Genomic DNA, 22,169 nt, shown 5'->3' on the forward strand with positions numbered 1-22,169 from the left:
GCAATGCGGCCTTCGGGACAGCTAATGTCCGGACCGCGATCCAAACTGCGTATTCCCAATTCAAGTGGAGACGCAGTGTCGGACTCGATAGCAATCCGTGGAATTCATACCGCATCCAATCGCCCCGCGGTTTCCCTGCACGGCTGGGGCATGCCTGCGGAGGATATCGTCTTGCTTGTGCGGCAGCTTGCGCAGGAAATGCCGGTCTTTGATTGGCACGCGGATACGGACGCGCCGCAGGGCGCGCTATCGCTGCATCTTGTCGACTTTGCCGCGCTGACAGGAAAAGGGCGTGCCGTATGGAATACCTTTGGCCCGATCGAGGCCATGCGTCAGGCTCGTGAGCAGGGCGTGGCCGCATTGGCTCTGTGCCGCGGCCGGGTCAGCCAGTTGCCCGCCGTTCGCAAGGGCGTCTGGGTCATGGCGGCGGACAAGCCTTGGGCGTCCGCCGTGCAAACGCTGGTGCGGGCGCTGGCGGCTCTGGAATGGAACCGTACGGAAGGCTACAAGGCCCTGCATGCATGGCGCGCCGCGCGCAGGTTCGCCGACGCCAATCTTCTTTCCGTTCTTGGCTTCGATGAAACCGCTGCCGGATTTTCGGAGGTGCTGCGTGAGGCGCTGACCGCATTGCTGATGCAGCCGGCCGCGCTAGCGGTCGCCGGCGTCCCCGAACGGGAGTTGCAGCGCACGATCATCGAAGCGGGTTTGCATGAATTGCAGCCTTTGACCGCCGCGCCCATGACTTTGGATGGTGCGATGCGCGTGGATGCGTTGCTGGGTTTTGAGTGGCCTGTTCTCGAGTAAATCCAGCCGATTATTTTTATCGGGATTTTGCGCCTCCGGTTGTCGTCACGCGTTGCGGATGTAGGAGGGGCGCGCGATGCCCAGCGGTTCCGCTTCATGAGGGATTATTCCCTTGCACTGGCGCCTGATTACGCGGGCTATGTCCGCTCTGGTAAATTCCAGTTAACCATCGTAATAATTCCTTATCGAAGCGAGCGAGTCCCTGCATGCCCCCGCTGGTTGCCAATATATTTCATATTTTGAAGGACGCCGAACAAGGCGGGCACTTCATAAGTACGCCGGAAATACACCGAGCGTTGTGCAGGTCAGATCCCGATCCTCCCGTCGTCAAGACGGTTCTGCGCACATTGCAGAAGCTGCTTGACCAGCAACTGGTGGAATGCGAAAGGCGCGGGACGGCGCTCGTTTGGCGCAGGTGCGCCGGCGCTGGCGGCGTGCCCGCCAGGGCCGCAGGCCTGATGACGCATGAACAGGCGCTGGCGCTTCAGACCTTGAAGCGCTTTTCATCCCGTCAGATTCCGTCGCTGGTTTCCGAATCGCTGTCTTCCCTGTTCGACACCGCCGAGAAACGGCTGGGCGTTTCTCACAGCGACAGCGAACGCCGCTATCGGAAATGGGTGGATAAAGTAGAAGTAGAAAGCGGCGCTTTTGCCTTGCAGCATCCAGCTATAGACTCAAACACCTTTTCCACCGTGTCGCGCGCTCTGTTTTTCGAGCAGAAACTGGAAGTGGTTTATCGCGTTCGCTCCAAAGCGGATCAGGAAACGACGAAGATAATCGACCCGTTGGGATTGGTCGAGGTGGGCGGGGTGATCTATCTCGTTGCGGCCATTGCGGGCTATGCCAAGCCCGCAATGTACCGGCTTGACAGGGTGGTCAGCGCCAGCATGTTGCCGGAGATATTCGCCTATCCACGGGAATTCAGCTTGGCCGAGTATGTGAAGCAGCAGCGGCAGTTCGATTTCATGGTTGAGGGCGCGGTGGAAGTGGAATTGCGCTTTCTCAATGGCGCAGGCAATCATCTGATTGAATCGCCGTTATCCGATGATCAAGTGGTGCAGTACATCGGATCCGAACTGCGGGTCACGGGCACGGTCTTGCTCAGCAAACGTTTGCGCTGGTGGCTGCGGTCGTTCGGCCCCAACGTAGAAGTCTTGGGACCTGAGGCATTGCGCGAGGAAATGGCCGCCGAAGTGCGCGCACTTTCGGCGCTATATGCGACGCACGCATGAATGCGTAGGGGATCGGGACATGTAATGTCCCGATCCCCTCCTATTCTGTCCGGGATGCGGCAGTCATCTTGCCGCCGATCTTGCCTATCCCGGAGTACACATGATCAACAACAACGCCACGCCCCTGGAACACCTGGCCGCATTCGCCATTGTGTTCGTGACAGGTGTATTGAGCACTGCAATCCTGGGCCGATATATCGATGCAGTCAGGCGAGATGGGGTAGAAGACGCCTGCGGAAAAATGACTGAGCCAGGCGCCAACTGATAGCGTTCCCCATATCTCGTTCTGCTTACCCTGGAGTCGCAGCATGCCTGTCCGTCCCCGGCCATTCACTCAAATATGCACCCAATGCAACTGGATACGGACATTTGCGCCCGCCAGTGACGCGCTTGTCGTCGGGCGGGATATTGCGGCGCATTGCCCAAAATGCCAATCAAAGCAACTGCGATGCGTCGCACCCTCGGCGCTCGCGCTAGTTTCGAGCCGGTTGAAACGGCTGCTGAACTTGGAATAAAGCGCTAGGAACTTGCTGTGTTTCCCGGTTCCAGCGCGAGGTCATGGCAGTACCATTTGCCAGATGCCCTAATGGGCGTGCCATTCAAAAATGAAATGGGATGCCCGATAGGGTATGCTCACGCCTTGTATTCAAATGATTTCAAGTAAGTCAAAATGTTGACTTTGACAGATTGGCCCTTTCGGCCTGGCAAGGGTCATTCCCCAGACTGACGACATATTCCTGATGCCCCCGGCATCGCCCGCCAATTTCGCCTGAAAAGGAGCTTTGCAACATGGCGCGTATCGTGCCGGACGGTTGGCAGACCATGGACGCCATCGGTGCCATGCGTCGGGAGTTCGAGACCTTGGAGTCGTTGGCGCAGGGGTTGCCGGACGAGTACACGGTTTATCACGCCGTGCACTGGACCAATATCGAACGCTCTCACGCCATTCATGGCGAAGTCGATTTCGTCATCGTCAACCAGTCCGGGCACATGATGCTCATTGAGCAGAAATGCGGGTCATTGGAAGAGACGCCTGACGGGCTGGCGAAGAACTATGGCGGTGGCAAACTGAAATCGGTGCCCGCGCAAATGGGTCGCACGGTGAATAGCTTGCGAAGCAAGCTGGCGCGGGTTCTGAACGGCGCCTACATCGAGATCGAGCATTTGCTCTACTGCCCGGACTATTTGTGCAAGACGCTGCAAACCGTGGGCGTGATGTCCGAACGTATCGTCGACGCCGGCCGGCGCGACGCATTATGCTCGGTGATTCAGCAGATACTCCCCGCGGGCGTTGCGGGTCCGCTGTACGCGCAGGTGCATCGGTTTCTCTGCGACCTCATTCAACTGGAGGCGGACGCCAGTGCGCTGGTGGGGCGGGCCAAAGCCCTCGTCACCCGCGTGTCCAGCGGCCTGGCCTATTGGGCCCGGCAAATCGACATGACGCCCTTTCGACTGCACGTAAACGGTACGGCCGGCTCTGGAAAGACGCAGTTGGCCCTGGCCGAGTACCGCGCGGCAGTCGACGCTGGCCACAGGCCGCTATATCTCTGCTTCAACCGGCCTCTGGCGGACCACATCGCCACGATCGTGCCCTCCGGCGGCGCGGTCTGCACGTTCCACATGTTGTGCGTACGTATGGTCAGACAGTCGGGATCCGCGCCTGACTTCAATGACGCAATGGCTTTCGAGCAACTGGTCAATGCCTGCCGGGAGTTGGCTGTCCCGCCGGATCTGACCTTCGATACGGTCATCATCGATGAAGGGCAGGACATCAAGGCTGAATGGTTCGACCTGATTCTGCGCCATGCCCGCGACAACGCTCGCATACTCTGGCTGGAAGACCCGATGCAGAAACTGTATCGCCATGCTGCCGTGCAACTGCCGGGTTGGATACGCCTGCGGGCGGACAAGAATTTCCGTAGTCCGCGTTCGGTCGTTCAATTACTGCAGGCATTGGTCCCGGACGGGATGGCCGTCGTGCCTGCATCGCCAGTCATTGGTCACGAAGTGGAATTCCTTACCTACGAGACCGCCGCGCAGTTGCTGGACCAAGTCAAGGAAGGTGTGCGCCTGTGCCAATCTGCCGGGTTCGCGACGACGGACATCGCGCTTCTCAGTTATCGGGGAAGGGATAACTCCCGCATCCTATCCTACGATCAGTTGGGTCCCTATGTGCTGAAGAAATTTCTTGGCACCTACGATGCTGAGGGCCGGCCGGAGTATTCGGAAGGCTCGCTGGTGACGGATACCGTGCACCGCTTCAAGGGGCAGTCCGCGCCGGCAGTCGTGATGGCGGAGATCGATTTCGAAGCGCTGGGCGACGATGAGGTCCGCCGCTTGTTCGTAGGCGCGACTCGCGCCTCGATGAAACTGGTCTTGGTCCTGTCCGACCGGGCGGCGGGGCGATTGCTCGCACGTCTTGAAGGCTGCCCGGCGACTGCGTGATCAGTCCCGTGGCGGCTTCCGGGAACAGCCATTCACCCCTTTGGCACCTCTGACCTGAGAGTGAGCGAAATGCAAGAGCAACAACGCGCCAAGGCGGCGCTGAGAATTACGCTAGGCCTGCACGTCGAGCAGTGGCAAGGACCTCACCCCGGAGCGTTGTTCGAATGCCCGACCGTGGGGCGCCAGGCCTTTCTTGCGATGCTGGAAACCTGGCTCGGCCTGTCGTCGCGGCCGGCCGGCGGAGCTGAACGGACTGCCGCCTTCCTGCTGGCGCTGCGTCAGTCCGATGGACCGAGGAGGTTCTTCCATGACAGCTTGGCTGCCGATGAAATCGGAACCGCGGCTCGGCTTCTGCAGTGGCGCGACGAATGGATACTTGGAGGATGGACAGGCGTTGCGGCAGCGGGATGCCCGTCTCGCCTATTGGACATGGCCGTCGTCGAAACCGCGGCGGCCGGCTTGTTGCCTCCCGGCGAAGGCGATCGCCTCAATGCCGTCCTGCGCCGTCTGGATGAGCGCAGCGTGCCGGTCGGCGAGATCGTCTTGCTGGAGGACAGCAAGCTGTTTCCGTCCTTGTGGCGCAGGCTGCTCGCCCGCTTCCCGTTGGTAGATGGAAGCGCGCTGACCCCTGCGGCTGCTCCCCATACGCAACTGGGACGTTTGCAACGCGCCGTGCTGGACGCGGTGTCCCTTGACCAATCCTTCATTCCCCTGCCAGATATCGACGACAGCGATGGTTCGGTTGTCGTTCTTCGTCCCCATACATGCGAGACCGCGGAACAATGGCTCGCACATCACTATCACGCCCGGCGGACACCGATGCTTCTCGTCAGCGAGCAGCATGGCGCTTCAGTCGACGATACCCTGCGCGTCAACGGCGCACCGGCTTGCGGCTTCGACGAGTCCAGCGCCTTGCGTCCGGCCTTGCTGGCGCTGCCGTTGATCTTCGAGACCTTCTGGGATCCCCTGGAACCCGCGCGCTTGCTCGATTTCCTGATGCATCCGATCGGACCCTTCCGGGCGTCGGCGCGGCGGGCGTTCGGTGCGGTCTTTTCCGAACAACCGGGTATCGGCGGAGCTGAGTGGTCCAAGGTGCGTGCGCGCCTGCTGGACGACGCTCCTGCGGAGTATCGCCCTGAATTGGAGCAGCACATCCGGATCTGGCTCGAATCGCCGCGGCACCCGCGAACCTCCGGCGCGCCGATAGGCTATGCAATCGAGCGGGTCAAGCTGCTGACTCAGGCGCTGCGCGGGCGCCTGCAGCACCTCACGCCTGCCGCCGCAGCGGCGCGAGATCTCGCTGCGGCCCTCGGTCAATGCGCGGGGATGCTCAGCGGCCTGGAATCGCTGCAGCGGGATGGGATCAAGCACGTCAAACCCCGGCTGCTCGAACAGTTATGTGCTCAGGCGACCACATTGTGCGGCAACAGCCTGGCCGTGGCCGAGGCGGGTTGCATGCTCAGCGCCACGACGCCCGAAGCTTGCGCGCTGGGGCCGGTCGCCGAAGTCGTCTGGTGGATGCCTTCCACTCCGAAGCTGCCTGGAGGATACCCATGGAGTCGTCCTGAGATCGAAGCTCTGGCGGCCAGCGGGGTCGAACTTGTCGACCTGGCGTTCGCGATGGAAAGCCTGGCCGCGCTGTGGATGAGGCCGCTGCTTACCGCCACCGATCGTCTGATCCTGGTCTTGCCGCCAGCGCCCGCGGAAGATCATCCGGCTTGGCAGCTTATCGCCCTGCTCGCACCCGGGATGGCCGCAAGGCAGCTGGAAGAGCATCCCATGGTGCGCGACCGGGCAGGACAGGTCATCCCCCTGCCATTGCAACGCGCACAAGGTGTATGGCGCCTGGATACGGATGCACCATGGCGGGACGCCTATCCGCTTCCGACACGCCTGCCTTCGCAGTCCTATACGTCATTGGACCTTCATTTCAACAACCCGGCGGTCGCAGTGTTGAAGTACGCGGCCAGTTTGCGTACAGGCCGGGCCACGGTGGTGGCCAAGGATGGCCGTTTGCTTGGCAACCTCGCGCATCGGTTGGTTGAGAGGCTGTTCGTCAACAATGATGCGCCATCTTGGAGCCATGACCGCCTGGAGGCGTGGTTGGAGCCGGAATTGGCAAGATTGCTTGAACAGGAAGGGATGCCGTTGCTGGCGCCGGGCAACGGCGCTGCGCTCTTCCAGTTCAAGAGCACCGTGCGTCACGGCCTGCGGGTATTGCTGCAACATATGGCCCACGCCGGCGTTGAACGCGTCGAGGCCGAACGGCCGCTTGCCGGCATGCTTGGCGCGTTGCGTCTCAATGGAGCAACCGATCTGCTGTTGCATCTTGCCGATGGCGGGACAGCTGCGCTCGACCTTAAATGGACGGGTGCCAAGCGGTATCGCAAAGCGCTGGCCGATGGCGTGTACCTGCAGTTGGCGCTGTATGGCGAGATGATCCGGCAAGAGCTCAAAGCGCCGCCCGCCGCGGTGGGTTATTTCACGTTCAGGGAGGCTCTGCTATTGACCGCCACGCCAGACCTGTTCGGTCCGCTGGCCCGCGTCGTCAATGCAAAGAACGGCGTCAACGCGGCGGAGCTCGTCATGCAGGCCAGGACCACCTGGGCCTGGCGGGTGCGGCAGTGGCAGGAAGGGCATGTCGACGTGATCGGGGATGGGCTCTACCCGCCGCCGGAGCCATCTCCGGAAGGTTGTTTGCCACTGGGCGAAACCGCGCCGTGGCACGGCGACTACACGGCACTGTTCGGCAGTAGGGAATAACCATGGACCAGAAGAACATGAATGTGGAATTTGTCCGTGCCGGGGCGGGCAGCGGCAAGACCTACTATCTGACACACTTGCTGGCCGACCGCCTGCAACGAGGCGCTGCGCGGCCCGCAGCGATCATGGCTACCACGTTCACGGTCAAGGCGGCTTCGGAGTTGCGCGAGCGCGCCAGGTCGACGCTGTTGAGCCAGCGACGGCTCGATCTGGCCGCGGCGCTGGGGCAGGCGAGCATTGGCACGGTCAATAGCGTCTGCGGACAATTGATCCAGCGCTTCTGCTTTGAACTCGGCATCTCGCCGGATCAGACTGTTCTGACCGAAGACGAAGGCCGCCGCCTGGTGCGCATGGCTGTCGAAAGTGTTCAGGATGCCAATGCGGTCGAGCATCTGGCGCGACTGGCTGTGCGGCTCGACCTGGATGATGATGCGGTGACCGCTACGCTGCACGCAATCATGAACGCCGCGCGCTCCAACAATCTTGGCCCGGACGAACTCGCCGCAATGGGGTCAGACAATGCAGACGCCATGCTGGCGTGTTGGCCGCGCCCGCAGGGCGATCATGATGCCGCTCTCGGCGCGGCGCTCGAACGCACGGAGGGCGAACTCAAGCAGGCGCAGGCCGCCGGCGTGACGACCAAAGTTCTGAACGAGGCGATCGAGAAAGTCACGGCAGCCCGCGGCGCACTCGCTCGGGGACAGCTGGCATGGAACGTCTGGCAGCAACTGTCGAAGCTGAAAGCTGGCGCCAGGCAGGCCGGCATGGTGGAGGAGCTTCAAGACGTCGCGGCACGCCACCCCACCCATGAAAGGTTCCACGAGGATGTGCGGGACTATCTTCGTACGGTGTTCGGCCTGGCGGGGCGCGCTTTGCAAGCTTTTGCGCAGGCCAAGCGGGAACTTGGCGTGGTCGACTTCACCGATCAGGAAGTGTTGCTATTGCGAGCCTTGCAAGGCAGTACCTTGGTGCGTGAAGCGCTCGAGGGAGAGCTCGATCTCGTGCTGGTCGACGAATTTCAGGACACCAATCCGCTTCAGTTGGCCATCTTCGTCGAGTTGGCGAAGCTGGCCAAAAGTTCGATCTGGGTAGGCGACCCCAAGCAGGCCATCTATGGTTTTCGCGGCACGGATTCGACGCTCATCCAGCAGATCCTCGATTCTGTGGAAAGCTGGGGCGGCACAATGGGGACGCCTTTGTCGGATTCGTATCGCTCTACGCCGGCGCTGGTGGGCCTGGCCAACGAAGTGTTCGTGCCGGCCTTCCATCCCGCTCCCGCCTCCGAAACCGCGCTCAGGCCGGTGCGCAGGCCGCTCGTCGGACAGCCGCAACTCCTGAACTGGTCGTTCGTGACGGAAGCCGGGAAGCGTTCGATTTCGCTGAAAGCCCTGGGGCCCGCAGTGTCGGATCTGCTGGGGCGCGGCATCCAGATTGTCGACAAAACCACAGGCCAGGCGCGCTCACTGCAAGCCAGCGACATCGCCGTGCTGTGCCGAAAGAATGATCACATAAAGTCCGCGGTCGACGCGCTGAGCCGCTGGGGCATTGCCGCGGCGGCGGCCCGGCCCGGCCTGATCTCGACACCCGAGGTCCAGTTGGTGCTGGCCTGCCTGCGCCGTTTGCGAGATGCTTCGGATACCGTGGCTACCGCAATGATCGTCGGGCTGACTGGGGCGGTCAGGCCGGAAGACTGGCTGCAAGACCGCTTGCAGTTCCTCGCCGGCATGAGTACGGACGGAGATGGCGAAAGGTCGGCGTCGGAGTCGGCGTGGAAGACAGAGGGGGAAGGCGCTCATCCGCTGATTGCCAGACTGGCAGGCTTGCGGTCGTCCCTGACGTCGCTCACACCCCGTGAGGCCTTGCGTCTGGCAAAGGCCGAATCCGGCGTGGCGCGCCTGGCACACCAGTGGTCGGCAGCGGAGCGCGAGGCGCAAGTGCGCATCGCCAATATTGAAGCGCTGCTGGCGTTGGCACAGCAGTACGAGGACGCTTGTCTGGGCGCACGCCAGCCGGCGACGGTCAACGGAATGCTGCTTTGGTTCCAGGAATTGGAGGCGAACGGGGCGGATGGACGCGCGACTGCTGCCCATGGCGCTGTCGAAGTCATGACTTTCCATGCGGCCAAGGGCCTGGAATGGCCAATGGTGATCGTGATCGGCCTGGATCACGGCTATCGCACCGATCTCTGGAGCGTGCGCTCCCGGACGATAGGCGCTTTTGACGCGACGGCTCCTCTGGCCAATCGCTACATCCACCATTGGGTCAATCCCTTTGGGGCTGGCGTGCAGGTCATCGCCGATGCGGAAGCCTCGGAAACCGGTAAGCTCATGGCCGAGCAGGCGCGCGCGGAGAACACACGCCTGCTGTATGTCGCTCTTACCCGTGCGCGCGACTTGCTCGCTCTCGTGGGCGGCACCAAGGCGGCGGGCGACCCTCCACCTTGCCACTGGCTGGACGAGATCGATGCGGCGGCCAAGCTCTGGGGACCGGCGGGCGCATTCGTGGCGGACGGCCATACCGTCGTGCGCGAAGCGAAGTCCTGGGATTTCGATGAATCGCTCGACGCGCCGCCTGCGCCCGAGGTGTGGGCCATGCGTTACTTCGCCGCGCGCCAGCGCCAGTCCTTTCAGCGGCTCTGGTTCGCGCCCAGCGCTGCCCTGCCCGGGCAGCATCGGGTGATAACGGTGGAAGAGGTAGGCAGGCGGATCGTGGTCCAGTCCGGCACGGACATGGCCGCGCTGGGTTCGGCGCTGCATGGATGCATAGCTTGCTCGATGGCGGACCCGGCGCGTGCCGTCAGCGACGAACAGATCAGGGAGGCCCTGATCCGCTGGGGCGTCCATGGCGCAGTAACGCCGGAAGCGGTGCGCTTTCAGGTGGAAGCCTTCCAGGATTGGTGGCAGGCGAGGTGGCCCGGCGGGGTTGCCCAGGCGGAACTGCCGATTCAGGTGCCACGCGCCGACGGCACCGTCGTTCGCGGGCAGATCGACCTGCTGATCCGCGTCCCGGCCGGCCGCATCCTCATTGATCACAAGGCGGATCCGCGCGGCGTCGACGACGGCGATCGCTTGGCTGTTACGCACGGTGGTCAGCTGGAAGCCTATGCCGGCGCGGTCGAGTCTGCCTCTGGTGAGCCAGTGCTAGAACGTTGGCTGTTCTTGCTGGTGGCGGCGCGGGCTGTACGGATCGGGGCGGCCTGATGGCCGCGCAAGACAACAGCAGGCGGCGGTGCGCCGATCATCCAGCGGAGAGGGTGAGTCGTCGGCGACTCGTCGCTTTTGGCAATGTGAGCAGGGAAGTGAGTATGAATGTGCTGGTTCAAAAGCCCAAACTGGTATGGCCTTCGCTTAATGTCAGGTAACAGAAGAACGAGATGAGAGTACAGAAGAACGCGCCCGAGCAGATTTACCGCATCATGTTGGATGAAGTGTCCGCGATTCATGAAGGAATGCTGGCCCCGATTGATGAGCCTGCGATTGCAGAGGCTCAGGACACGGCGAAGGCAATCTTGGAGAGCAACAGGAAAGATCTGGAGCAAGGCCTCGAAGGCTTGCAACGTAATGCCGAATGGGATGTGTTCACCATTGCCCTGTACGGAGAAACGAACGCGGGTAAATCGACCACCGTGGAGGCACTGCGCATACTCCTCGATGAACCAACCAAACGCGATACCCGGCGCCTATTCAGAGAGGAGCAGGCACGCCTGAACCTTTCCGAGAGCGATATGGAAGCGGCGCGCATCGGCGTGGAGCAGGGCAAAGAGCAATTGGCTGTGGTCGAGAGCGACCTTTCGGACCGGAAACAGCAACAGGCACTGCGCGAGGATATGTTTAGGGCCCGTGTTCAGGAGTCCACTGTTCTTGTCGAGGAGGCTCGTCGGCGGGAAACATTAATTCAGAGAATTGTGCGCCTTTTCCGGTCCGCGCCCCAGGATGTGGCTCTGGCGAAGGCCGAGCAAGATTTGAAGCTGGCGCTTGCCGAGCATGATCGTGCAGACAAGGCAGGTGAGGTAGCGAGAGCGGAGGCTGCGCGGAATTTGGCCGCAGCCGAGGAAAAGCACCAACATCAGCTGGACAACCTCCATCGTCTTGACGTCCACGCGGACGGCAGGATTATTGGCACCGGGCGTTCTGACTACACCACGGACGTGCAGACATTCCAGTTCGTGCTGGAGGGCCAGAAGTTCGCCTTGCTCGATGTGCCCGGTATCGAGGGGAGCGAATCCCACGTCATTGAACAGATTTGGCAAGCGGTCCAGAAGGCCCACGCGGTGTTCTACGTAACCTCCAAAGCTGCGCCGCCGCAGAAGGGGGATGGCGATGGCGAGGGCACTCTTGAAAAGATAGTCAAGCATCTGGGCGCCCAGACCGAGGTCTGGACTCTATTCAACAAGCGCATCACGAATGCCGTACAACTGACCCAGGATCTGATCACAGACGATGAAGCGGCCAGTCTGAAGGTCCTTGATCGACGAATGAAAGGCGTGTTGGGCGAGAATTATCGGAAAACTATTCCGATGAGTGCCCAGGTCGCCTTTCTGAGCGTTGCCGATTGTTTGGTTCCGGGCTCGAGCGATGCGAAGAGCCGGGGAAAATTCCTCGCAAAGTTCGATGCGCAGGCCCTGCTCGATCGTTCAGGTATGGGGAAACTGCAGAAGTTTCTGGCGGAAGAACTGATTCAGGGGTGCGCGGAGAAGATTCATGAATCGAACTTCAACAAGGCGAGAGTTGCCCTTGCCTCCGTAATCGATAGCATCGATGAGATCTCGCGCGTCCGCTTTAAGCCGGTGCAGGCAAATGCAAAAAAGCAGAAGAGTCTGGCGGCGAACCAGCTGAATAGAGCAAAGGCGGCGTTCGCCTCAAGCCTAGGCCAGCAGTGTGCGGCCAAAATTGAGCGGTTCAGCGAAGCCGTCGAGAGCGAGATGTACGACTACATCAAGTGCGATGTTAGCAACGAGGATTTCGAGCAGCGTTTTAAGGATGTGCTTAAACGCCAGCAACAGGCGTTGATTGACAGGCTGTCGGACGCGCTGGTGGAAGAACGGCAGAATTTTGAGGGAAAGGTGGCAAAGATCGTAGATCGCTATCAAGAGCATCTGAAGGAACTCAATCAGGCCTATGCTGAGCTAGGAAGTGGAGGCCCGGATCAGACCTTCAATCTCGACATAAATATCGATAACGGTCTCAAGGTGGCGAGTTTGCTGGGTGTGCTGGCTGGTGGTGCCGCGTTGTTCTGGAACCCCGCGGGGTGGGTGATACTTGCAGCCGGTATCGCAGGCATTGCCCTGGCGCTTTACAAAAGCGTCCGGAGCTATTTCAGCTCTGAGTACAAAATGAACCAGCAGCGAACGGCTGTAAACAAGAACCTCGACGATATTAAAAAGAAACTTGGGGACACCACGCGCGAAAAACTGGATGAATCGCGTCCGCAATTGGATGCGGCCGTCGGCCGTATCGAGGAAATTCTGATGGTTCCGGTCCGGCAGGTCGGCGTCATCAATGAGTCCCTGGACGAAGCTGTCAAGAAACTCACCAAACTGTCCAAGAATCTGGAATTCGTAACGAGTCGATAATGGAAAAAACACTAGACGCATTCAAGAAAGGCCAAACCCGAGCGACAGCGATTCTGCGGGATCTCGTGTCGTTCTTGCATCAAGGGGAGAATGCTGGCGTTCCCATCGCTGCCGACCTCAAGACCAAATTGCAGCGCACGATCGAAGACGTCGATGGCGGCTCGCTCCGGGTAGCTTTGATCGGCGGATTCTCCGAAGGTAAGACTTCGATTGCCGCAGCTTGGCTAGAAAAGTTGGACAAGTCCAGCATGAAGATCAGCCAACAAGAGTCTTCCAACGAAGTCAACATCTACGAGGCCGGCCCCATCGTGCTGATAGATACGCCGGGACTGTTCGGATTCAAAGAGCAAGTGAACGCTGAAACGCGCGAGCTGGAAAAGTACAAGGACATCACGAAAAAGTACGTGAGTGAAGCTCACTTGGTGTTGTATGTGATGGACTCGACCAATCCCATCAAGGCCAGTCACCAGGACGATCTGACATGGCTTTTTCGTACATTGAATCTGCTCCCCAGAACCGTCTTCGTATTGAGCCGGTTCGATATGGTGGCGGACGTGGCGGATGAATCCGAGTTCCAGGAGAACTTCGAGATCAAGCGGGAGAACGTGTCCAAACGCCTGCGGGAATTGATAGACCTGACTCCCGAAGAACAGTCGGAACTCTCTATTGTCGCAGTGGCTGCCAATCCGTTCGATCTTGGCGTCGAGCATTGGCTGTCCAATGCGGAAGAATTTCGCAGCTTGTCTCACATTGGACTTCTGCAGCAAGCGACTGCCGATAAGGTCGAGAGCAATGGCGGCCCGCAAGCGATCGTGAGCGCCACGCGCAGAAGCATCATTCGCGACGTGCTGAACAAGGAATTGCCCGTTGCCATTCAGAACGACGAGAGAATACGCGAGGAAATGGACAAGCTTGAGGGCATCAGCAGGCAGATGCAGGAAGAGCTTCAGGACGCTCGCCGTCAGATGAGCGACGCGAGAATTAGGCTGCGAAGCTTTGTGACCGACTACTTCGCGTCTTTGATTCGGCGCGTATCAGGCGTCGGGATGGAAGGCTTTGGAGAGTTCTTCGAGAAAGAAATCGGCACGGACGGGGTGATCATCGCCGCGCGCTTGCAGAATGAGTTCGAGCGTCAACTGGAGTCGGCGACGATGGAAATCGGACGCATCGCGGTAGGCTTCGAGTCCGAGATCGAGCACTACGAAACGACGATGATGAGCCTTGGCAAGCAAGGAATGGACTTTGTCTTGAAGGGCAAGCTCATCAACAACGGCAATATCCTCCTGGCGAGGGACGGTCTGGTCAATGTGGCCAAGTTCGTCGGTGTGGACTTGGCCAAGATGCTCAAGTTCAAGCCTTGGGGCGCGGTGAACTTGGCGAAGGGACTCAATGGCGTGTTGGCCGCCGCTACCTTAGCCATTGAAGTGTGGGACACCATCAAACAGGCCAACAAGGCCGACGAGTTCAAGAAGATTGTCGAGAGCCTGGTGAGCGACTTCACGCAGCAGCGCGTGGAACTGTTGAAAGTCATCAATGGCGACGACTTCGAGACGCGGTTCTTCCAAAGTTACGTTGACCTCAACAAGGCTGTGGACGTCGTTTTCGGGAGCGTCGCCGAAGGGCGGGAGCGGCAGGTCAAATTCCAGGAATGGCGCCGGCAGGCGGAAGCCATCGATGCTGAATTTCGCATGTTGGAGGGCTGATCTGCCGGTTCGCCGGACGAGGCGAACCTAATTCCCTTTCCTTTAGCATCCGGCAAAAAAGCCCCCTGCGCGGTGGGCTTTTTTGCTTTTGGGAAGGACGCGAGTGCGAACACTCACTTGCCCGGCAGACGGAAGTCAGTCTTTGTTATGTCTGAATAATGACTGTAGCCAGGCTGTCTTGGAATATGACATTTCTCTGGGTGATTAATAAATAACCCCTTGCGATAATTATGTTTTTTCATTTTGGTTAAACCGGACCAAGAAAAACCATTTTATATATTTGCTAACAACCCCAATGACGGGCCATGTTGCGGTTCATGTAATGAATGTAATTGTTTGAGGGATTTCCCTGGGTTTATTGCGACAAATCCGACTTACTTGCACAGCAATAAAAATATTTAGAAAGAATTTTGCTGTTTGGCACCTATACGATTCGTTGGCTCGCAGCTTGGCATGCTCATTCGAGTATCTAGCTGTAAATATTCTTAAGCAATACGCTCGCCCGAACCGGGGCAAACATATTCGATTCCGCATCGATTTCGTGCCCCCGGGTGTCAATTTCTAGTGTCTTCGACACGACGAAAACAGTGAGGTCCCCCGTGGTAAAGAGAATCGCAGTGTGTGGCCTTGGATATGTCGGCCTGCCCGTAGCCGTCGCATTTTCCAAGCGCTTTGATGTCATCGGCTTTGACGTGGACAAGCGGAGAATCGCACGGCTGAAAGAGGGTGATGACTGGACCGGCGAGATCGAACGCGACGTGTTGCTTGCCTCCCCGATGCAGTTCACCGACCAGATCTCGGAACTGGAAGGCTGCGATTTCTTCGTCGTGGCCGTACCGACCCCCGTCGACGAAAAGAACAACCCCGATTTTTCGCTGCTGGTGCGCGCCTGCCGCTCGATCGGCCCCGTGCTGCGCCCCGGCTGCATCGTGGTTTTTGAATCCACCGTCCATCCCGGCGCCACCGAGGAAATCTGCGGACCGGAGCTGGAGAAGGTGTCCGGCCTGCGTTGCGGCGTCGATTTCAAGCTGGGCTACAGCCCCGAGCGGATCAATCCGGGCGACCGCGAGCATCCGCTGGAGAAGATCGTCAAGATCGTGTCCGGCCAGGACGAGGAGTCGCTGGAAGTCATTGCCGGCGTGTACGAGAAGATCATCGATGCCGGCGTGCACCGCGCCTCCTCCATCAAGGTCGCCGAGGCGGCGAAGGTGCTGGAGAACACGCAGCGCGACATCAACATCGCGCTGATGAACGAAATGTCGAAGATCTGCGATCTGGTCGGCATCCGCACCTCGGAAGTGCTGGCAGCCGCCGGCACCAAGTGGAACTTCCTGAAGTTTTCGCCTGGTCTCGTGGGCGGTCACTGCATCGGCGTCGATCCGTACTACCTGACGTCCAAGGCGCAGGAGCTTGGCTATCACCCCGAGGTCATCCTGTCGGGCCGTCGCATCAATGACGGCATGGCCAGCCACGTCGCTTCGCGAGTGGTCCAGACCCTGGCCCGCAACGGCCGCCTCAATGCCACGACCCGCGTCGGCATCCTGGGCATGACGTTCAAGGAAAACGTGCCCGACATCCGCAACTCCAAGGTGGTCGATCTTTACAACGCCCTGGGCGCCTACGGCATCACCCCGGTCGCGTGCGACCCGATGGCCGATCGGGAACAGATGGAGCACGAGTACGGCATCAAGCTCGTCGAGCGCGACCAGTTCCGCGACATGGATGTGCTGATCCTGGCGGTGCCGCACCGTGAAACCATGAATACCTTTTGGGACGACCTGCCGACGCTGGTCAAGAGCGACGGCATGGTGTGCGACCTGAAGTCCGTGCTCGACAGCAAACGGCTTCAGTCCGACCTCCTGTACTGGACTCTTTAAGTTCAGGCTCACTATCGATCACTAGAGGAGAGCCTCCGAATGGCTGCTTTTACCACCGCTCCGATTGGAACCTGCCGCATCCATACGCCGCTGCGCGATGCCGTGGGCCGCTACCCGATCAAGCTGCAACTCGGGCGCAACTACGGTTTCGTGCACACCAGCGCCGAGGCGCTGCAGCAGGCGCGATTCATGTTCGGCCAGGGCGACATCCCTGCCGACGTCCAGCGCGTGATCTTCCGGCCTTCGAATGGCGAGCAGGCGCGCAAAGGCGCCCACAAGCCGGCTGACCTCTATGTGGTCGAACTGTCTTCGCGCAAGCTGCTGACCATAGACGGCTACCCGATACAGTCCAACTACCTGGTGCGCTACTTCAGCGAGTTCTTCGCCGACCGCACGCGCACCCGGATGTTCTGGTCCATGGCCCACGCCGACCGCCTGGCCGAGCGCCGCGCGCTGTTGGACCAGGACCCGGTCTTCAAGGCGCTTACGCCGGACGACCGCAACCTGCTCGCCCGCATCGTCAAGCGTGACCAGACGGATGAGGAGATCGAGCAGGAAATGAACCAGCTGGTCGACCTGCTGGGCCGCGACAAAGTGGTGTTCGTCACGCACGTCAATGCCATGACGCCGGACAACGCGCCCATCGAGCAACGCCAGCAACTGATCGCCGCGGTGCTCGCCAGCGCGCAGCGCATCGGCGTGCCTTGCTACGACCCGACGCCGCTGATGAACAAGATCGGCCAGGCCGAGGCCATGGAAAATGGCGGACTGGACCTGACCCACTACACGCCGGCTTTCGCCGAACGCCTGTGCGCAGAGTGGTTCAAGACCTTCATGCGTCCGCGCCTGGATGCGTCGACGACGCAGCCCTCCGCGCCCAAGCTCTCCGCCGATGAAAGCGCCGACCGCATCGAGAAGCTCTGGGATTCGGGCGAACTGCGCGAAGCCTCGCGCCGCGTGCGCGAGGTGCTGCGCCGCCATCCCGGCTTGCCCGACCACACGCTGTTGTTTGCGCGCATCCAGGAAGAGCTGGGCGACTACGAAGGTTCGCTGGCGCTCCTGGGCAGCGCCGACGGCGCGGTGGCGTCCGGCAGCAAGGCTGAGCAGATCCTGATGCGCAACCAGTTCAAGCTGGGACGCCATGACGTGGCGTATTCGCTGGCTGCAGGCTTGCTGGGCGATGAGATCGAAACCCCCGAAATCGTGCGCATCGCGGCGATTTCCGCGGGCCAATTGGGATATGTGGACGAGACCCTGGGCAACTGGAAGCAGTTGTTCCGCATCTCTTCTCCGGAAGACGCGATCGCGGTGGAAGCCGCCGACACCGTGCTCGCGCTGCTGCAGGCCAGCGGCGACATGGAATCCGCCATACGCTGGGTCCACGAGGTCCGTGCGGCCATGCCCGCGTATGGCCGCGGTTTCGCCATGCTGTGGCGCGACCGGCTGCTGGCCGGCGATCGCGCCGGACTGCGCAACCTGGCGTCCGAGTCGCCCGTGCTCAATGATGTCGACGCGTTGGAGCTGGTCAAGGAAGCCTCGTGGCGCGGCAGCATCATGGCCGCGGCCACGCTGGCGGTCTCGTGCAAGCTGGCAAGCAGCGAGCATGAGGATATCGTCGCCTGGCTGAATTCGCAGTCGCAGGCCTGGGCCGAGGAAGGCAACCGCGCGCTGGAGGAAGGACGCCTGCGCGATGCCGCGGAGCGCATCTGCGCGCACCGCCTGCTGACTCCGGATGCGCTGGCCGGCGTGCGCGCCCAGCGCGCCTTCGAGCGTGCGATGCGCCTGGGCGTGCGGGCCGCGCTGGTGGCGGGCAATCACAAGGAAGTCATCGACCTTACCGACATCGCGCTGGACAGCCAGATCGATTTCCCGGAACTGCATGCCATGCGCGGCCGCGCGGCCGACGCGCTAGGCGACAAGAAGACCGCCATGCGGCACCTCGAGCAAGCTGCCGCCGGCGATTCCGCCTCGTTCAGCACCCAGCTGCATTTTGCGCGGGTAGCCTTCCACGGCGGCTGGTATGGCGAGGCCATCGATGCCTACAAGACCGTGCTCGACCATGCCGGCGCGGACCAGGGCGCCAAGGACGAAGCGCAGCGCCAGCTGGGCAGGCTTGGGCCCCGCGCCATCCGCGGCGCGCGCGAGATCCTTTCCTCCGGCGATCATCAGGCGGCCTGGAACCTGCTGGAGCGTGTTGCGCAGTCCTGGCCCGGCATGTCGGAAGTCGACCATGAAAAGCGGCGCATCATCGCCGTGCTGTACGCCGAAGCGCGTGCGCTGGATTCGGCCAGCACCACGGAACGCCTGGCCCTGGGCGAGCGCATCCTGAAGCTGGTTCCGGAAGACCCCATCGGCCTGCGCCTGGCTGCCGTGGGCGCCATGCGCCTGCATCGCTTCGAACAGGCATTGCCGTACTGGCGCAAGCTGCAGGAACGTTCCGAGAATCCGGCGCAGTTCGATCACTACATCGAACGCTGCCTCGTGTGGATCGAGAAGATCAACCGGAGGAAGGCAGCATGAATCCCCCATTGACTACCGAGCGAGCGGAGGCTGCATCCGATCTGCAAGCGGTGCAAGCCCGGTTGGAAGAGATCGTCACGGCGTCGGTGCGGGTTCAAGTCGCCCAGGAAAACCTGTCCCGCGCCCAGGAACTGGCGCGCGACCACATGGCAGACTCCAAGGTCCGCTTCCTGCTGCTCAGGCTGAAGGAGGCGGCGGGCCTGAACGAAGGCATGGCCGAGCAGTGGGCCACGCTGTTGCAAGAATGCCCGGACGATTTCCTGATCGTCCGCTACTGCGCGACGCGCTTGGTGAAGGAACGCAAGATCGATGAGGCCCTGGCCCTGGTCGACCATCACCTTCCGCCTTCGACGCAGAATCCAAACCGCTTGTTCGCGCGGGCCAAGCTGCTTAGCGACATCCGTGCGCACGAGCAGTCCGACGAACTCTTTCGCCGGCTGATTTCCGAGAACACCGACCGCAACATGCGCGTCGAGTTCGCCAAGCGCCTGCGCAAGCGCGGACTGCTGGCCGACGCGTTCGACGCGATCGCGCCCGTCATGAAGCACCTGACGCCCGGCAGCAAGGCGGCGGAGCTGGCCAACGACCTGGCCAGCGACTACGCCTTCTACCAACGCTTCGAGTCGGAAGAGGGGCTGGTGGGCAAGGATGTCAGGATCGTGTCCATGAAGCATGCGATCCTGCACTTCCGCGACCGCAAGATCGTCGAGCAGTCGGCGGAGAAGCCGGTGTCGGTGGCGCTGGTCACGGGCAGTCTTGGCCCCGGCGGCGCCGAGCGCCAGCTGACGCGGCTTGCGGGCGAACTGACCCGCCTGGCGGAGTCGCCCGAGCGCCGGCCGGCAGACGTGATCATGATGCCGAAGAAAGTCGAAGTTATGGTCAAGCAGCACACCGAGCCGGCGGGTTCCACCAAGAAGCAGGGGCTGGATTTCTTCCTGCCGGTGCTGGTGAAGGCGCAGATTCCGGTCACGGAGATCAACAAGCTGCCGGCCGTGTCGGTGTCCCATCAATCCATGCCCGAGGGCAGCTTGAGCCGTCTGCTGGAGCAGTTGCCGCCTCCGGTGCACTACGGCGTGACCCGGCTTACGCCTGTGCTGCGCGAGAACCCGTTCGACGTGGTGAGCCTGTGGCAGGACGGAACCTGCCTGTTCGGCGCGCTGGCGGCGCTTTTGGCTGGCGCCCCGACCATACACCTGGTCTTCCGCGGACTGCCGCCGAACATCCGCAAGGACCGCTTCCGCGAAGAATATCCCGAGCTGTACCAGGCCCTGGCCCAGGTGCCGGGGGTGGTTTTCGTCAGCAACAGCTGCAAGGCCGCGGAAGCCTACTCGGAATGGCTGGGCATCCCGATCACGCGCTTTCACATCCTTTACAACGGCGTGCCCGATTTGTCGACGGACGCTTCGGCCGTGGATGAGGAAAAGTGGAAGGCCTTTCAGGAAAGCACGAACGACGCCACCGAGACGATAGGCGGCGTGTTCCGCCTGGAACCGGACAAGCGGCCGCAGCTGTGGATCAAGCTGGCGGCGATGTACCTGAAGGACAGGCCGCAGGCGCGCTTCGTCATCGTTGGAGACGGACGGCTGCGCGAGAACATCGAGGCCCTGGCCGAAGAGCTGAGCGTGACAGACAGGCTCTTGCTGGTCGGTCTTTCCAACCACGTGGGCTATTGGTATTCGCAAATGGATGCCAGCGTCCTGCTGTCGCGCTACGAAGGCTTGCCCAACGTGCTGATCGAAGCCCAGTTGGTGGGAGTGCCGGTGATCTCGACTCCGGCTGGCGGCGCTGGCGAGTGCTTTGTGGAGAACGAAACCGGCCATCTGCTCAGTTGCGTGGATCACCCGGATCTGCACGAGGCCTGCGAGAAAGTCGCATCCATGGTCGACCAGGTGCGCAGCAACGAGCAGCTCAGGCAGCACAGCCGTCACCGCGCGCAGAAGCTGTTCTCGCTTGACGCCATGCTGACCAAGTTCATGGGCCTGTGCATGCCCGTGGTGTCCGAGAACGACGAACGCATGGATATCGAACCCATGCGCCTGATGCAAGCCTGATTGGCGTCCAACCGATCAAGCTGCGGAAACGAAAGGATCTTATGCATATGTACGTCCCGGGTTCAGGGCTGCGACGCAAGGCAGCCCTGACCATGGTGGTTCTTGCCACGTTGACTCTCGCGGGGTGCCAGCTGCCCCGTTCCGGCCCGATGCTGAGCGAAATGACGGGCGCGCACGATGACAAGGACGTCATCGTGATGCCCGTCTCTCGCGAACTGGTGCAGGCCAGCCGGGTGCCCGATGTGGCCGATTTTCCCGTGCGCTACCGCGATCTCACGCAGGCCGGATTCGACCGCCTGGTTCCCGGCGACGGCATCAATGTGAAGGTTTGGGAGCGCGGCGGGCTGGGCGTGTTCGCGGCGGACCCCTCCGGCGTGAGCGACCTGGGCAACCAGGAGATCGACCCGGCAGGGAACGTGACGTTTCCCATCCTTGGCAAGTTCCACGCCGCCAACATGACCCTGGCGCAGCTGCATGATGCCGTCGTCGCTCGTCTGGCCAGGCTGGTTGTCGGCGCCGACGTCAGCGTGACGCGCGCCGCGGACGCGCGCGGCCAGATGGTGACGGTGCAGGGCAACCTGACCAAGCCCGGCATGTATCCCATCACCCAGACCTCGCAGCGCCTGAGCAGCGCGCTGGCCCAGGCCGCGCCGGTGCAGACGAACCCCGAACAGCTCGTCATCAGCCTGCGCCGCGACAACCAGGTGGCGTCGGTGCGGCTGTCGGATATCTACCGCAACCAGAACAACGACATCCTGCTGCGCGCGGGCGATGTCATCACCGCCTATGACTCGAAGGAGTACCTGACCGTGCTGGGCGCGGCCGGCACCCAGGGGCGCGTGGCCATCAGCAAGCGCAACTACAGCGTGCTGGATGCGCTGGCGGATTCCCGCGGCCTGGACGACAAGCTGGCGGACCCGCGTTCCGTGTTCCTGTTCACGCCTGCGAAGGCCGGCGCCGAGGGCAAGCCGGATCTGCTGCCGGTGGTCTATCAGTTCGATCTAACGCGTCCGGAGCAAGTGGCGCTGGCGCGCGAATTCACCGTGCAGGAAGGCCAGGCCATCTATATCTCGGATGCGCCGTTCACGCAGGTGCAGAAGGTGTTGTCCGCGTTCCGCGTCACGATGAGCGCCGGCTTCAGCGCCACGCGCGCCATTGACAGCGACTCGGGCGGCTCGTCCGGCATAAGCCAATAGCGTGTC

General features: G+C 61.4%; 12 protein-coding genes. All 12 read left to right on the forward strand.

Annotated elements, in window-relative coordinates; genetic code table 11:
- Positions 1-75: 75 nt before the first annotated feature.
- The 12 genes from HV766_RS00435 to HV766_RS00490 all read left to right on the forward strand — a co-directional run bounded on the left by HV766_RS00435 (position 76) and on the right by HV766_RS00490 (position 22,163).
- Positions 76-804, forward strand: coding sequence for a hypothetical protein (locus HV766_RS00435; protein ID WP_175180359.1), 729 nt, complete (start codon positions 76-78; stop codon positions 802-804).
- Positions 805-1,010: 206 nt separating this feature from the next.
- Positions 1,011-2,036 carry a helix-turn-helix transcriptional regulator gene (locus HV766_RS00440; RefSeq protein ID WP_175180360.1) on the forward strand — a complete coding sequence of 342 codons (1,026 nt, stop codon included), beginning with the start codon at positions 1,011-1,013 and terminating at the stop codon, positions 2,034-2,036.
- A 100-nt stretch (positions 2,037-2,136) separates the two neighbouring features.
- Complete coding sequence (locus tag HV766_RS00445; RefSeq protein WP_175180361.1) at positions 2,137-2,301, forward strand: hypothetical protein; 165 nt, start codon at positions 2,137-2,139, stop codon at positions 2,299-2,301.
- 524 nt (positions 2,302-2,825) lie between these two features.
- A complete protein-coding gene (locus HV766_RS00450) occupies positions 2,826-4,481 on the forward strand; it encodes an ATP-binding domain-containing protein (protein WP_175180362.1) in 1,656 nt (551 codons plus the stop codon).
- A 69-nt stretch (positions 4,482-4,550) separates the two neighbouring features.
- Entirely contained in the window at positions 4,551-7,244 is a 2,694-nt protein-coding gene (locus HV766_RS00455; RefSeq protein ID WP_175180363.1) for a PD-(D/E)XK nuclease family protein, read from the forward strand.
- 2 nt (positions 7,245-7,246) lie between these two features.
- Complete coding sequence (locus HV766_RS00460; protein ID WP_175180364.1) at positions 7,247-10,444, forward strand: UvrD-helicase domain-containing protein; 3,198 nt, start codon at positions 7,247-7,249, stop codon at positions 10,442-10,444.
- A 173-nt stretch (positions 10,445-10,617) separates the two neighbouring features.
- Positions 10,618-12,816 (forward strand): GTPase, encoded by a 2,199-nt coding sequence (locus HV766_RS00465; protein WP_175180365.1) that lies wholly within the window; start codon positions 10,618-10,620, stop codon positions 12,814-12,816.
- Positions 12,816-14,519: a LeoA/HP0731 family dynamin-like GTPase gene (locus tag HV766_RS00470; protein WP_175180366.1), complete on the forward strand. Its 1,704-nt coding sequence runs from the start codon at positions 12,816-12,818 to the stop codon at positions 14,517-14,519. The genes HV766_RS00465 and HV766_RS00470 overlap by 1 nt, the downstream gene beginning before the upstream one ends.
- Before the next feature lie 617 nt (positions 14,520-15,136).
- On the forward strand, positions 15,137-16,396 hold the full coding sequence (locus HV766_RS00475) for a nucleotide sugar dehydrogenase (protein ID WP_119449874.1): 1,260 nt from the start codon (positions 15,137-15,139) through the stop codon (positions 16,394-16,396).
- Positions 16,397-16,435: 39 nt separating this feature from the next.
- The gene (locus tag HV766_RS00480) at positions 16,436-18,916 is read left to right on the forward strand and encodes a hypothetical protein (RefSeq protein ID WP_175161982.1); all 2,481 of its coding nucleotides are present in this window, start codon (positions 16,436-16,438) and stop codon (positions 18,914-18,916) included.
- Positions 18,913-20,967, forward strand: coding sequence for a glycosyltransferase (locus tag HV766_RS00485; RefSeq protein WP_119449876.1), 2,055 nt, complete (start codon positions 18,913-18,915; stop codon positions 20,965-20,967). The genes HV766_RS00480 and HV766_RS00485 overlap by 4 nt, the downstream gene beginning before the upstream one ends.
- A 41-nt stretch (positions 20,968-21,008) precedes the next feature.
- On the forward strand, positions 21,009-22,163 hold the full coding sequence (locus tag HV766_RS00490; protein ID WP_054455416.1) for a polysaccharide biosynthesis/export family protein: 1,155 nt from the start codon (positions 21,009-21,011) through the stop codon (positions 22,161-22,163).
- Positions 22,164-22,169 lie beyond the last annotated feature (6 nt).

Source organism: Achromobacter aegrifaciens, from assembly GCF_902859735.1.
Lineage (GTDB): Bacteria > Pseudomonadota > Gammaproteobacteria > Burkholderiales > Burkholderiaceae_B > Achromobacter > Achromobacter aegrifaciens.

Bases quoted from the DNA above. Each gene is read 5' to 3' on its own strand.
- HV766_RS00460 (WP_175180364.1), top strand. From the start codon at position 7,247: ATGGACCAGAAGAACATGAATGTGGAATTTGTCCGTGCCGGGGCGGGC.
- HV766_RS00445 (WP_175180361.1), top strand. From the start codon at position 2,137: ATGATCAACAACAACGCCACGCCCCTGGAACACCTGGCCGCATTCGCC.
- HV766_RS00440 (WP_175180360.1), top strand. From the start codon at position 1,011: ATGCCCCCGCTGGTTGCCAATATATTTCATATTTTGAAGGACGCCGAA.
- HV766_RS00465 (WP_175180365.1), top strand. From the start codon at position 10,618: ATGAGAGTACAGAAGAACGCGCCCGAGCAGATTTACCGCATCATGTTG.
- HV766_RS00455 (WP_175180363.1), top strand. From the start codon at position 4,551: ATGCAAGAGCAACAACGCGCCAAGGCGGCGCTGAGAATTACGCTAGGC.
- HV766_RS00470 (WP_175180366.1), top strand. From the start codon at position 12,816: ATGGAAAAAACACTAGACGCATTCAAGAAAGGCCAAACCCGAGCGACA.
- HV766_RS00450 (WP_175180362.1), top strand. From the start codon at position 2,826: ATGGCGCGTATCGTGCCGGACGGTTGGCAGACCATGGACGCCATCGGT.
- HV766_RS00480 (WP_175161982.1), top strand. From the start codon at position 16,436: ATGGCTGCTTTTACCACCGCTCCGATTGGAACCTGCCGCATCCATACG.
- HV766_RS00485 (WP_119449876.1), top strand. From the start codon at position 18,913: ATGAATCCCCCATTGACTACCGAGCGAGCGGAGGCTGCATCCGATCTG.
- HV766_RS00490 (WP_054455416.1), top strand. From the start codon at position 21,009: ATGCATATGTACGTCCCGGGTTCAGGGCTGCGACGCAAGGCAGCCCTG.